This is a genomic window from Microbacterium shimangi (assembly GCF_043556445.1).
GTDB lineage: Bacteria > Actinomycetota > Actinomycetes > Actinomycetales > Microbacteriaceae > Microbacterium.
The window spans coordinates 322,003-335,176 of record NZ_JBIGII010000003.1 but is presented as its reverse complement, the minus strand read 5'-3'; the positions used below and the strand labels follow the sequence as shown (position 1 = coordinate 335,176).

General features: G+C 69.1%; 10 protein-coding genes. 9 read left to right on the top strand and 1 reads right to left on the bottom strand.

Features of this window, described 5'->3' with window-relative positions:
* The first annotated feature begins 46 nt into the window (after window positions 1-46).
* From ACFXQA_RS03270 to ACFXQA_RS03255, 4 genes are read left to right on the top strand one after another with little or no spacing between them, the layout of a single operon-like run.
* On the top strand, window positions 47-721 hold the full coding sequence (locus ACFXQA_RS03270; RefSeq protein ID WP_394518359.1) for a GTP pyrophosphokinase: 675 nt from the start codon (window positions 47-49) through the stop codon (window positions 719-721).
* Between the two features lie 23 nt (window positions 722-744).
* On the top strand, window positions 745-1,605 hold the full coding sequence (locus tag ACFXQA_RS03265; RefSeq protein WP_394518358.1) for a transposase: 861 nt from the start codon (window positions 745-747) through the stop codon (window positions 1,603-1,605).
* A 52-nt stretch (window positions 1,606-1,657) separates the two neighbouring features.
* Window positions 1,658-2,926, top strand: a complete 1,269-nt coding sequence (locus tag ACFXQA_RS03260) for a cation:proton antiporter (protein WP_394518357.1) — start codon at window positions 1,658-1,660, stop codon at window positions 2,924-2,926.
* Window positions 2,927-2,930: 4 nt separating this feature from the next.
* A complete protein-coding gene (locus tag ACFXQA_RS03255) occupies window positions 2,931-3,416 on the top strand; it encodes a glutaminase (protein WP_394518356.1) in 486 nt (161 codons plus the stop codon).
* 48 nt (window positions 3,417-3,464) lie between these two features.
* On the opposite strand, the gene ACFXQA_RS03250 is transcribed toward ACFXQA_RS03255, so the two are convergent.
* A complete protein-coding gene (locus tag ACFXQA_RS03250) occupies window positions 3,465-4,145 on the bottom strand; it encodes an SDR family NAD(P)-dependent oxidoreductase (RefSeq protein ID WP_394518355.1) in 681 nt (226 codons plus the stop codon).
* 113 nt (window positions 4,146-4,258) lie between these two features.
* Here ACFXQA_RS03250 and ACFXQA_RS03245 point away from each other — a divergent pair, with 113 nt between their 5' ends.
* The 5 genes from ACFXQA_RS03245 to ACFXQA_RS03225 all read left to right on the top strand — a co-directional run bounded on the left by ACFXQA_RS03245 (window position 4,259) and on the right by ACFXQA_RS03225 (window position 13,084).
* Window positions 4,259-5,101 (top strand): helix-turn-helix transcriptional regulator, encoded by an 843-nt coding sequence (locus ACFXQA_RS03245; protein WP_394518354.1) that lies wholly within the window; start codon window positions 4,259-4,261, stop codon window positions 5,099-5,101.
* Window positions 5,102-5,201: 100 nt separating this feature from the next.
* The gene (gene glgX, locus ACFXQA_RS03240) at window positions 5,202-7,421 is read left to right on the top strand and encodes a glycogen debranching protein GlgX (protein ID WP_394518353.1); all 2,220 of its coding nucleotides are present in this window, start codon (window positions 5,202-5,204) and stop codon (window positions 7,419-7,421) included.
* A 3-nt stretch (window positions 7,422-7,424) separates the two neighbouring features.
* The gene (gene treY, locus ACFXQA_RS03235; protein ID WP_394518352.1) at window positions 7,425-9,842 is read left to right on the top strand and encodes a malto-oligosyltrehalose synthase; all 2,418 of its coding nucleotides are present in this window, start codon (window positions 7,425-7,427) and stop codon (window positions 9,840-9,842) included.
* The gene (gene treZ, locus ACFXQA_RS03230; protein ID WP_394518351.1) at window positions 9,839-11,605 is read left to right on the top strand and encodes a malto-oligosyltrehalose trehalohydrolase; all 1,767 of its coding nucleotides are present in this window, start codon (window positions 9,839-9,841) and stop codon (window positions 11,603-11,605) included. Before treY ends, treZ begins: the two co-directional genes overlap by 4 nt.
* A 9-nt stretch (window positions 11,606-11,614) precedes the next feature.
* Window positions 11,615-13,084, top strand: a complete 1,470-nt coding sequence (locus ACFXQA_RS03225; RefSeq protein ID WP_394518350.1) for an SMI1/KNR4 family protein — start codon at window positions 11,615-11,617, stop codon at window positions 13,082-13,084.
* The last annotated feature ends 90 nt before the right edge of the window (window positions 13,085-13,174 follow it).

Here is a 13,174-nt window from a genome sequence, read left to right as displayed (position 1 = left end):
GCGATCTCACAGCGCCCTCGTAGCCGCCGTCGATAGCGTCGAGAACATGTCCGATCGCGATGACCAGCAGATCACCGTGTCGGCGACAGCTCTTCGTGCGATGCGTGACGAATTCCAGCGGTTCCTCATGGAGTACCGCTTCGGACTGCAAGAGATCGAGACGAAGATCTCGATCCTCCGCGGCGAGTTCGAAGAGGTGCACGACTACAACCCGATCGAGCATGTCTCGAGCCGCGTGAAGTCGCCCGACAGCCTGGCCGAGAAGGTCAGGCGCAAAGGCATCGACGCCGACTTCGCCTCGATCCGGGCGTCGATCTCCGACATCGCCGGGGTGCGCATCACCTGCAGTTTCACCACCGACGCCTACCGCCTGTTCGACCTGCTCACCCAGCAGGACGACATCACCGTGCTCAGCGTGAAGGATTACATCGCCGAGCCGAAGCCCAACGGGTACAAGAGCCTGCACGCGATCCTCGCGGTGCCGGTGTTTCTCTCGACCGGCCGCGTCGACGTTCCGGTCGAGGTGCAGTTCCGCACGATCGCCATGGATTTTTGGGCGAGCCTCGAGCACAAGATCTATTACAAGTACGACCGCATGGTGCCCGACGAGCTGCTGGCGGGGCTCAAAGAGGCCGCCGACACCGCCGCCGAGCTCGACCAGCGCATGGAGAGGCTGCACCGCGAGATCCGCGGCGGCGTACCGGGGGTCGTCTCGATCTAGCCGTCGCGCGGCACAATGGGGGCATGGTCAGCCCGCCCGCCGACGTCGACGCGGTGGCCGACGACCTCTACGCGCTGACACCCGGCGAGTTCACCGCGGCCCGCAACAGCCGAGCGTCCGCCGCATCCGGTTCGCTCGCGACGCAGATCAAGGCGCTCCGCAAACCGTCGGTCGCTGCCTGGGCGGTGAATCTGCTCGTGCGCGACGGTCAACTCGGGCAGGCCGTCGAACTCTCGCAGGCGCTGCAGGAGGCGCAGGACGACCTCGACGCGGCCGAGCTCACCCGGTTGGGCACCCAGCGGCGCGCGCTCGTGGCCGGCCTCGCGCGCCGCGCCGCGGAACTCGCCGACGCCGCCGGTACGACCCTCAGCTCGGCGGCGCGCGATGACGTCGAGAAGACGGTGAATGCGGCGGTGGTGGATGCTGCGGCCGGCGCGGTCGTGCTGACGGGCCGCCTGGTGCGGACCCTCGACGCGAACGGCTTCGACGGAGCCCCGCCCGACGACATCGTGGGCGGGTCGGTGCCGGGGGTGTCGACCGCGGCGCCGGCGCGCTCGCGAGACGATCTCGCCGAACGCCGCAGACGCAAGGCCGCGGAGGCCGCCGCGCGCGAGGCGCAGCGCGCTGCGGCCGACGCCGAGCGCGAACTCGGTCGCCTTGACGAGCGACGCGCGAAACGGCGGGAGCGTGCCGATCAGCTGCGGGAGCGGGTCGAAGACCTGCGCGCGGAGCTTCTGCGCATGACGACCGACGCCGACGCCGCGGACGCCGAGGTCGCGAGGCTCGACGACGAGCACGAACGACTGGCCGAGCGCTCCCGGGCGGCGGCGAAAGACGCCGAGCGCGCGGCGGCGGCCGTACCGGGCGGCCGGGAGGCGAACTGATCGCCTGATCCCGACCCGGGGCTCCGCGCGTACGAATCGCTAAGGTGTGGCCATGGCGCTCGTCGATGCGGGGTTCTTCCTTCTTCCGGTCCTCGCCGTTCTCGCGCCCCTCGCCGCGCGCGGGCTCGGCCGGTGGGTGCGGGTGCCGGTGATCGTCTTCGAACTCGCCCTCGGGATCGCGGTCGGGCCGAGCGTGCTCGGGTGGGTGGCTCCCTCCGAGATCCTCGATCTGCTGTCGTCGTTCGGGCTGGCGCTGCTCTTCTTCATGGCCGGGAACGAGATCGACTTCGCGGGCGTCCGCGGACGCCCGGCGGTGCGCGCGAGCGTGGGCTGGGTGGTGAGCCTCGTCGCGGGTTTGGCGATCGGCTGGCTCATCGCCCCCGGCGATCCCGCCGTCTTCATCGGCATCGCTCTGGCGTCGACCGCGCTCGGCGCGCTGCTGCCGATGCTCCGAGATGCGGGGGAGCTCGACACCCCGTGGGGGCGGGCCGTCACCGCGGTGGGCGCGGTCGGCGAGTTCGGACCCCTCGTCGCCATCTCGCTCTTCCTCGGAACCCGCGGCTTCGGCATCGCGTCGATCGTGCTCGGGGTGTTCGTCCTGGTGGCCGCGGGCGCCATCATCTTCGCCGCCCGCTTCGAACACGGGCACATCCATCGCCTCGTCACCGCGACGCTGCACACCTCGGGGCAGATGGCGGTGCGGATCGTCTTCCTCATCGTCGGCGTACTCGTCGCCCTCAGCCTGTGGTTCGACCTCGACATGCTGCTCGGGGCCTTCGTCGCGGGGGTGCTGTGGAAGCTCGTGATGCGCAACGCCGATGCACCGCTGCAGGAGGCCGTCGAGAGCAAGGTCGAGGCGGTCGCCTTCGGCTTTCTCGTGCCCCTGTTCTTCCTGTACACGGGCATCTCGTTCGACCTCGCGGCGATGCTGTCGTCGTGGCGCACCATCGCCCTCGTGCCGATCTTCGTCATCGCGTTGCTCGTCGTCCGCGGGATCCCCTCCGCCTTCGCGGCTCCCGATGGCGCGACGCCGCGCGACCGCGGTGCGCTCGCGCTGCTGGGTGCCACCGGGCTGCCGATAATCGTGGCGGTCACGAGCATCGGCATCGACCAGGGGTCGCTCGACACGGGAACGGCCGCCGCGCTCGTCGGTGCGGGAATGCTGTCGGTTCTGCTCTTCCCGTTCGTCGGCATGGCGCTGCGGGGTGACCGATCGGTGGTCACGACCCCCGCCTTCGACCCGGTCGTGCTCGACGTGCCACCCGCGACACTGCCGCGTCGAGCCACCGACCCGGACGATCAGCACCCTGGTGTGAAATGAGACGATGACGCCCGACATCGATACCCTCCTCGCGGCTGCGCGCGCACGCCTGGGCGGAGCGCCGCGCGAGGCGCTCGGCGAGCTGCGCGCCGCCCGACGCACCTTCGGCATCACCCGCGCACCCCGGATCGTGCCGGTCGGCGAGGCCTGGCACCTCGGTGTGCTGCTCCTCACGGACGAACGACTCGCGGCCACGGGTCAGATCGTCCGTGCGCGCGAAGAGGTGCGGCGCGGGTTCACCGCCGAGTCGCAACGCGATCGCGCGGCGCTCGCCGCCGCTGCCCGTCGCGGGGGTTTCGCCGAGGGACAGACGGTGCACGTCGACTGGCGTCTGATCGACGCGGCCCAGCTCGGGGCGACGGGTTCGCCGGTCGCTCTCACCCCCGCGGGGGCGATGGTGCGGTGGAGTCCGGCGGGCGGGCTCGTGCCGCTCGAGCGTTACCTCGACGAACGCATCGAACTGCTGCAGCATCCGCCCGAACGGGCCTGATCCGGCCCCGCCGCCGCACGTGACGGTGCGGCGGCGGGGCGTTCGGCGTCAGTAGTCGATGCGTCCGTGGCGATCGTGGAACTCGCCGGTGGGGCCGTCGGCTGCGACCAGGGCGAGGGCGACCGTCGCGTCGGTGCCCTCGGTGACGGTCTGGTGGCCGTGGTGGCCGTTGAAGTCGGTCGCCGTGTAGCCGGGGTCGCTCACGTTGACGCGGAACGACGGCAGGTTCTTGGCGTACTGCACCGTGAGGGCGATCACGGCGGCCTTGGACGCGGCGTACGGGATCGCCGGAACCGGAAACTCGTCGCGCCCCTCGGTGGAGAGGAAGCGCGGCCAGCCGACGCCGGAAGAGACGTTGACGATCACCGGATGCTGCGAGTCGCGCAGCAACGGGAGGGCTGCCTGCGTCACGCGTACGATGCCGACGACGTTCGTGTCGAGGACGTGCTGCATCGCGTCCGCGTCGAGATCATCGGTGGTGAAGGACGTGCCGAGGATGCCGGCGTTGTTGACGAGCACATCGAGCGCGGGGAGGGAAGCGATGGCCGCGTCGACGCTCGCTTGATCGGTGACGTCGAGTTGAACGACGTGCGCTCCGAGCGCCCGTGCGGCGTCTCCGGTGTCGGGGTCGCGCATTCCCGCGTGAACGGTGTGACCGGCCTCGATCAGGCGGCGGGCGGTTTCGAGTCCGAGGCTCTTGTTGGCTCCGGTGATGAGTGTGTGGGTCATGTCCTCCATGGTGGGCGCGCGTCGCGGGTTCGCCCAGGCATCGCTCGACGGGGGGACTACGGGTACCAGGGTGATTCGCCGCCACGCAGCGATGGCGGGGTGATGATGGGGTGATGAGCGAATTCGCGAGCGTGCTGAGGGCGTGGCGCGAGCGCGTCGGCCCCGCCGAAGTCGGACTACCGGCCGGGTCGGGTCGACGCACCGCGGGCCTCCGCCGTGAAGAGCTCGCGGCCCTCGCCGGCGTCAGCGTCGATTACATCGTGCGACTGGAGCAGGGGCGCGCGACGAACCCGTCCGTTCAGATGCTCGCCGCGCTCGCGCGGGCGCTGCGCCTGTCGGAGGAAGAACGCGACCACCTGTATCGGGTCGGAGGAGCGGCGGCCCCCACGCGCAGCGTCGTGCCCCGGCACATCACCCCCGGTGTCCGGCGCATCATGGACAGGCTCGGTGACGTGCCGATGGCCGTGTTCACCGCCAGTCATGAGTTTCTGCAGTGGAACCCGCTGTGGGCCGCTCTCGTCGGCGACCCGTCGGAGTTCACGGGTATCGAGCGCAACCTCGTGTGGCGCAGCTTCATGCTCGGGCACGACGGGGTGGAGTTCGACGCCGTCCACGAAGAGGAGTTCGCGAGCGATCTGGTCGCAGACCTGCGTTCGGCCGTGGGGCGCTATCCCGACGACGCGGCGCTTACGCAGCTGGTCTCGAGCCTGCGGTCGGCGTCGCCGGAGTTCGAGCGCCGCTGGAAGACGGCTCGCGTCGCCGAGCACCGGTCGAGCCGCAAGACCATCACCGGCACCCCGGTCGGCCCGATCACCATCGACTGCGACACGCTGAGCGTGCCGGGGAGCGATCTGCGCATCGTCGTCTACACGGCCGTGCCCGGAAGCGAGGATCACGACAAGCTCGAGCTGCTGCGCGTGATGGGCACCCAACAGCTCGATCCGCTGCCGAAGTGACGTCGCGAGCGGGGCGGTCTCGCCGCTCCGCCTACTCGACTCCCCGGATGCCGTCAACGGTCACGTCGGGCGCAAGGGCGGCGCACACCGCTGGGATATCGTGAAGCACGTGCAACAGGTATGGCCAGGATCCAGTTATCCCCTCGGGGCCACGTTCGACGGTAACGGGACGAACTTCGCCCTGTTCAGTGAGGGGGCGGAGCGCGTCGAGCTCTGCCTGTTCGGTGAGGGGGGAGAGACCCGCATCGAGCTCGTCGACGTCGATGCGTACGTCTGGCACGCCTACCTGCCGAACGTGCAGCCGGGCCAGCACTACGGCTACCGCGTGTACGGCCCGTACGACCCCGGCAACGGTCAGCGGTTCAACCCGAACAAGCTCCTCCTCGACCCCTACGCGAAGGCTGTCGACGGCGAGGTCGAGTGGGGCCAGTCGGTGTTCTCCTACAACTTCGGCGACCCCGATTCGCGCAACGACGAGGACTCCGCCGCCGCGATGATGAAGGGCGTGGTCGTCAACCCGTTCTTCGACTGGAGCGGCGACCGTCAGCCCAAGACCCCCTACGCCGAGAGCTTCATCTACGAGGCCCACGTGAAGGGGCTCACCCAGCTGAACCCGCTCATCCCCGAAGAACTCCGCGGCAGCTACAGCGGCATCGCGCACCCCGCGGTCATCGAGCACCTGCGCAAGCTCGGCGTCACGGCGATCGAGCTCATGCCCGTGCACCAGTTCGTGAACGACTCGACCCTGCAGGAGAAGGGGTTGTCGAACTACTGGGGCTACAACACGATCGCCTTCTTCGCACCGCAGAACACCTACTCCGCGAGCGGCCAGCACGGCCAGCAGGTGCAGGAGTTCAAGGGCATGGTGAAGGCCCTCCACGAAGCCGGGATCGAAGTCATCCTCGACGTGGTCTACAACCACACCGCCGAGGGCAACCACATGGGCCCCTCGCTCTCGATGCGCGGCATCGACAACGAGGCGTACTACCGGCTCGAAGACAACGACAGGCGGTACTACACCGACTACACGGGTACCGGGAACAGCCTCAACGTGGGCAACCCGCACGCTCTGCAGCTGATCATGGATTCGCTGCGGTACTGGGTGCTCGAGATGCACGTCGACGGCTTCCGTTTCGACCTCGCCTCGACCCTCGCTCGCGAGTTCTACGACGTCGACCGTCTCTCGACCTTCTTCGAGCTCGTGCAGCAAGACCCGGTGGTCTCGCAGGTCAAGCTCATCGCCGAGCCGTGGGACATCGGCCCCGGCGGCTACCAGGTCGGAAACTTCCCGCCGCAGTGGACGGAGTGGAACGGCAAGTACCGCGACACCGTCCGCGACTTCTGGCGGGGAGAGACCCAGGCCCTCGGTGAGTTCGCGTCGCGCCTGACCGGCTCCGCCGACCTGTACGAGCACTCGGGGCGGCGCCCCGTGGCATCCATCAACTTCGTCACCGCCCACGACGGCTTCACCCTCCGCGACCTCGTCTCGTACAACGAGAAGCACAACGAGGCCAACGGTGAAGACAACAACGACGGCGAATCGCACAACAGCTCGAACAACATGGGCGTCGAGGGGCCGACCGACGACGAAGCGATCCTCACGATGCGTGCCCGTCAGCAGCGCAACTTCATCGCCACTCTGCTGCTGTCGCAGGGTGTCCCGATGCTGACGCACGGCGACGAGCTCGGGCGCACGCAGGGCGGCAACAACAACGGTTACGCCCAAGACAACGAGATCACCTGGGTCGACTGGGAGAACGTCGACCAGCCGCTCGTCGAGTTCACCGCAGCGCTCGCCCGTCTGCGCAAAGAGCACCCGATCTTCCGGCGCAGCCGCTTCTTCGACGGCCGCCCCGTGAAGATGGAGGAGGGCGCGCGGATCCCCGACGTCGTGTGGCTGCGGCCCGACGGCTCGGTGATGCAGCCCGACGACTGGGATTCCGGCTTCGGTCGCGCGATCGGCGTCTTCCTCAACGGACGCGGCATCCGCGAGCGTGATCGCCGCGGTGAGCAGATCACCGACCAGCACTTCATGGTGCTGTTCAACGCGGGCGACGAGCCCGTCGACTTCCGCGTGCCCGACACGAAGTACAGCCCCGAGTGGGACGTCATGGTCGACACCGCGGGTGAGCGGGCCGACACCGACCCGATCCAGCCCGGATCGACCCTGCCGGTCGAGCCGAAGTCGCTCATGGTGCTGCGCGAGCACGACCTGCCCGAACCCGAGATCGATCACTCCGTCGCCGCGTCGCTCACCGCGAACGCCGCGAGCACGGGCCCTGACGACCTGCCTGGCAAGGCACCGAAACCGGAGTTGTAAACCATGGCCGCGTATCCGCTGTCGACCTATCGCCTGCAGATCCGCAAGGATTTCGATCTGGATGCTGCGGCCGCTGTCACCGGTTATCTGAGAGACCTCGGGGTCTCGTGGGCATACCTGTCTCCGATCCTCGCGGCGACGCCAGGCTCCGACCACGGTTACGACGTCGTCGACGTCACGCGTATCGACCCCGACCGCGGCGGGCCCGAGGGGCTCGACCGGTTCGCGGCGGCCGCGCGCGCCGACGACCTCGGGATCCTCATCGACATCGTGCCTAACCACATGGGAGTCGCGGAACCGCGCGAGAACCCGTGGTGGTGGGACGTGCTGCGGCAGGGACGAGCCTCGTCGCACGCCGAGAGCTTCGACATCGACTGGGAATACGGCGACGACCGCCTCCGCGTGCCGGTGCTCGGATCGACGCTCGACGAGGTGACGGCGGCGGGCGAACTGAGCGTCGATCTCGCTCCCGCCCCCGACGCGCCCGACGGCGTACTGCGGTACTTCGACCACGTCTTTCCGCTCGCGCCCGGGTCGGTCACTGCCGAAGAGCGCTCTTCCGGCGTGATCGACGCTCGAGCCGTGCACGACCGTCAGCACTACGAACTGCGGTTCTGGAAAGACGAGGCCGCCGAGCTGAACTACCGCCGGTTCTTCGCCGTGACGACCCTCGCGGGCGTGCGTGTGGAGATTCCCGAGGTGTTCGAGGCGACGCACGTCGAGGTGCTGCGGTGGATCGAGGCGGGCCTCGCCGACGGACTCCGCATCGACCACCCCGACGGACTCCTCGACCCCGGCGGCTACCTCGAGCAGCTCGCCGCGGCGCTCCGGGCGGCCTCGGGCGAGGAGGGCAGCTACGTGCTGATCGAGAAGATCCTCGAGCACGGCGAACTCCTTCCCTCGTGGTGGGAGACTGATGGCACGACCGGCTACGACGCGATGGCCGAGTTCGGCCGAGTGCTCGTCGATCCGGCCGGCGAACAGCCGCTGGATGCCCTCGACGTGCGCCTGCGCACCGAGACCGGTGTGACTCCCGCGCAGGACTGGCACGACCTCATCCACGACACCAAGCGGATGATCGCCGACACGATCCAGATCGCCGAGATCAGCCGCCTCGTTCGTGGCCTCCGCCCCGTCGCACCCGAGGTCGCCGACGGGTTTTCCGCCGACGTGCTGCACGACGCTCTCGCCGAGTTGCTCGTGTGCTTCCCCGTCTACCGGTCGTACCTGCCCGCGGGCAGGGAGCAGCTCGAGCGGGCGGCCTCCGAAGCATCCGAGCGTCGTCCCGAACTCGCGGACGCGATCGCGGCGCTCGTTCCGGTACTGGCCGATCCCTCGCACGAAGTGTCGCGGAGATTCCAGCAGACGACCGGCCCGGTCATGGCGAAGGGCGTCGAAGACACGGCGTTCTACCGCTACAACCGGCTGGGCGCACTGACCGAGGTCGGCGGCGACCCCTCGGAGTTCTCGCTCTCGGTCGCGCAATTCCATGTCGCCCAGGCGGCGCGCCAGGCCTCGTGGCCTCGCGCGATGACGGCCCTGTCGACGCACGACACCAAGCGCGGTGAAGACGTGCGCGCACGTCTCACCGTGCTCGCCGAGATGCCCGAGCGGTGGTCGGAAGCCCTCGGGGAGTTCCGCGCCGTCGCCACGACCGGTCACGGACCGTTCGACACCCTGCTCTGGCAGGCGATCGTGGGTGCGTGGCCGGCGTCGCCGGAACGCTTGCACGCCTACGCCGAGAAGGCGGCGCGCGAAGCCGCCGATGCGACCGGGTGGTGGGAGCAGGACGAGTCGTTCGAAAAGGCCATGCACGCCGTGGTCGACGCCGCGACAGGACCGGCGGCCGACCTCGTCTCGGCCTTCGTGGCCGAGATCGAGCGGTACGGGTGGATCACCGGGCTCTCGCAGAAGCTGCTGCAGCTCGCCGGCCCCGGCGTTCCCGACGTCTACCAGGGGTCGGAGCTGTGGGAGCAGTCGCTGGTCGACCCCGATAACCGCCGCGCCGTCGATTTCATCGAACGCGCAGCTATGCTCGCCGGGATCGACGAGGCATTCGACCGCGGCGACGTGCCGCCCCTCGACGAGACGGGCGCCGCCAAGATGCTCGTCACCTCCCGCACCCTGCGCCTGCGTCGGGCTCGCCCCGAGCTGTTCACGCGGTACGTGCCGGTGACGGCTGTCGGCGAAGCATCCGATCACGTCATCGCCTTCGACCGCGGCGGTGCGCTCGCCGTGGCGACGCGACTGCCGCTCGGGCTCGACGCGCGAGGCGGCTGGGGCGACACCCTGCTGCTTCGCCGCCCCGGCGCCGTGGTCGACGCCTTCACCGGACTCCGGTACGAGGGCTCCGAGATTCGAGTGGCAGATCTGCTCGCGACGTATCCGGTGGCTTTGCTGGTCGCCGAGGAGGAATCATGACGATCGAAGTGTGGGCGCCCAAGGCGCAGAGGGTGCGGATGCGGCGGCCCGGGCAGAGCACCGACGTCGAGCTGGGTGCGCGCGACGGCGGCTGGTGGGCGGCCGACGTGCAGCTCGCCGACGGCGAGGAGTACGGCTTCGTTCTCGACGGCCCCGATGACAGCGGTGCCGACAACACAGCGGGCGGCGACCTGCGCCCCGATCCGCGTTCGCGCCGTCAACCGCGCGGGGTGCACGAAGCATCCGCGTTCTTCGATCCGGCTCGCTACGAGTGGACCGACGCGGCGTGGACCGGCCGTCAGCTCGCCGGTGGGCTCATCTACGAACTCCACGTGGGCACGTTCACCCCGGAGGGCACGCTCGATGCTGCCGCGAACAAACTCGACCACCTCGTAGAACTGGGTGTGACGCACGTCGAGCTGCTGCCGGTCAACGGTTTCAACGGCCTCTGGAACTGGGGGTACGACGGCGTGCTGTGGTACACCGTGCACGAGGGGTACGGCGGCCCTGTGGCCTACCAGCGGTTCGTCGACGCGGCCCACGCGGCGGGCCTCGCGGTGATCCAGGACGTCGTCTACAACCACCTCGGTCCGAGCGGAAACTACCTGCCCGAGTACGGTCCGTACCTGCGCGAAGGAAGCCGCAACACCTGGGGCGACTCGGTGAACCTCGACGAGCAGCCCGTTCGCGACTACATCATCGACAACGCGCTGATGTGGTTGCGCGACTACCACGTCGACGGCCTCCGCCTCGATGCCGTGCACGCCCTGCACGACGACCAGCCCGTGCACATCCTGCAGCAGCTGGCCGAGGCATCCGATGCCCTGTCGGCACACCTCGGCCGCCCGCTGACGCTGATCGCCGAGTCGGACATGAACGACCCGAAGCTCATCCTGCCCCGCGAGGCGGGCGGCTACGGGTTGGCGGCGCAGTGGTCCGACGACTGGCACCACGCGGCGCATGTCGCGGTCAGCGGCGAGACGGTCGGCTACTACGCGGACTTCGCCGCGCGCGACGCGTTCGGCAAGGTCACCACCGAGGGCTTCTTCCACAACGGCACGTTCTCGACGTTCCGCGGACGCGACCACGGGCACCCGATCCCCGCCACCATGGCCGCCTGGCGCCTGGTCACCTTCGTGCAAGACCACGACCAGATCGGCAACAGGGCCGCGGGCGATCGCCTCTCTCAGAACCTGTCGTACGGCCGCCTCGCGGTGGCCGCGGTGCTGACGCTCACCGCCCCCGGCACACCGATGCTCTTCATGGGCGAGGAGTGGGGCGCCTCCACACCGTGGCAGTTCTTCACCTCCCACCCCGAGCCGGAGCTCGGCGAGGCGACGGCGAAAGGACGCCTCGAGGAATTCACCGAGATGGGATGGGACCCGGCGATCGTGCCCGACCCGCAAGACCCGTCGACGTTCGAGAACTCCAAGCTCGACTGGGCCGAGGTATCCGTCGGCGATCACGCCCGCCTGCTCCAGCTGTACCGTGACCTCGCCCGGCTGCGCCGAGAGCTCCCCGAGCTCACCGACCCCGTGTTCGCGCATCGACAGGCCGACGCGCACGACGTCGCCGGCGGTCGCGTCTACGAGCTGCGCTCGGGCGCGGTCGGGGTGTTCGCCAACCTGTCGTCGGCGCCGGCCACGTTCACGGTCGACCCCGGTGCCGTCATCCTCCTCGCCACCGACGAGGGCGTGACGCTCGAGGCTGGAACGATCGTCGTCCCCGCCGAGTCGGCCGTCATCACGGGCGCTCCTCGGTAGAGTCGCGCCATGGCTGCGTTCCCGGAACTGTGTGCTCGCCTCGGTGCCCTGGACTCACGTCTGCTGGTGGTGTTGAACCCCCCGGCCACGCCGCAGCAGATCGAGGCGGTCGAAGCCGAGATCGGGCAGCGGTTTCCGGACGATCTTCGCGCTGCCTACCTTCACGGCGACGGGCAGCCCGCGCACTCCTCCGGTCTCATCGGTGGCCTGTTCTGGCTGACGCTCGCCCATTCGCTCGGCGAGTGGCGCGTCTGGCGCGAGGTCGTCGCCGAACACGGCCAGATCGCGCGGCATGCATCGTTCGAGCCCGGCATGATCCGCGAGGCGTACTTCGAGCCCGGGTGGTGGCCCATCGCGTCGGACGGCGGGGGCAACCACATCGCCGTCGATCTGACTCCCGGACCCTCGGGTACTCGCGGCCAGGTGATCAGCTGCGGCCGCGACGAAGATTACATGCACGTGTACGCCACGAGTTTCGAGGACTTCCTCGGCCGCGTCATCCGGGTGGCACAGAAGCGCGGTGTCGACCTGCACGACGAACATCCCTGGTGGGCTCCGATGGACTCGTGGGGCTGGCCGATCGCCGACGACTACCGAGCGGCGGGCGGGGCCGCCGAGGCCGAAGACCCGGCGGAGTGGTTCGCGGGTCTCGAGCCCGCGTGGCAGCGGATCGTCGGGGGAGAAGACCGGGCAGCAGCCTTCCTCGCGAAGGAGCAGTACTTCCTCTCCAGCATCAAGCCGGGCGAAGGCGAGCTGCGGCAGGCGTGGTGGGACGCCACCACGCTCGAACCGCTGAGCCACATGCGAAACCTCCGGTCGCTCGTTCTCGGGTTGCCGGTGTTCTGGCATTTCGGCGTCTTTCCCGTGTTACCGGGGCTTCGAAAGCTCAGCATCGGGGTCGAATCGTCGCGAGGGCTCGAGCGGTTCCCCGCGCTCACGTCGCTGTTCATCCGCACCCGAAGCCTCGACGACATCGCACAGGCGCCCGGGCTCACGTCGCTGGGGGTCACCGGCATCGATGACCCGCGGTGGTTGGCCGATATCGCGGCCCTCCCCGCGCTCGAAGAACTCACCCTCAGCCCCGAGGGCCCGATGCTGCGCGTTCACGAGCTCGACTGGTCGGGCTTCACGAACCTGCGCGCTCTCACGCTGAAGGCATCGGAGGCGACAGACCTCGAGTGGACCGGCGCGCTGACGAACCTCACGAAGTTCGAGATCTCACTCGATGGCGACGCTCCGGTAGACGTCACCCCACTGGCACGTCTGAAGAACCTCGAGGAGCTTTCGCTCGAGGGTGACGCGCCGGTCGTCGGCATCGAGGCTCTCGTGGCGAATCCTCGATTGTCGGCGCTGACAAGCACCTTCGCCGTCGCTCGAACGCTGCGCAGCCTCCGGTTGGATCGACCGCTCAAGATCACGGTCAGGGGCGGGATGACACCTGACGAGAAGAGCGAGTGGAAACAGTGGCACGCGACGTGAGGCGGCGCCCCTCGCGCTGACGGAAGAGCAGATGTAACGCGGGCGAAACCCGAGGGCGAGTACCGTGAGCGTGACGCTCATGAAAGCAGA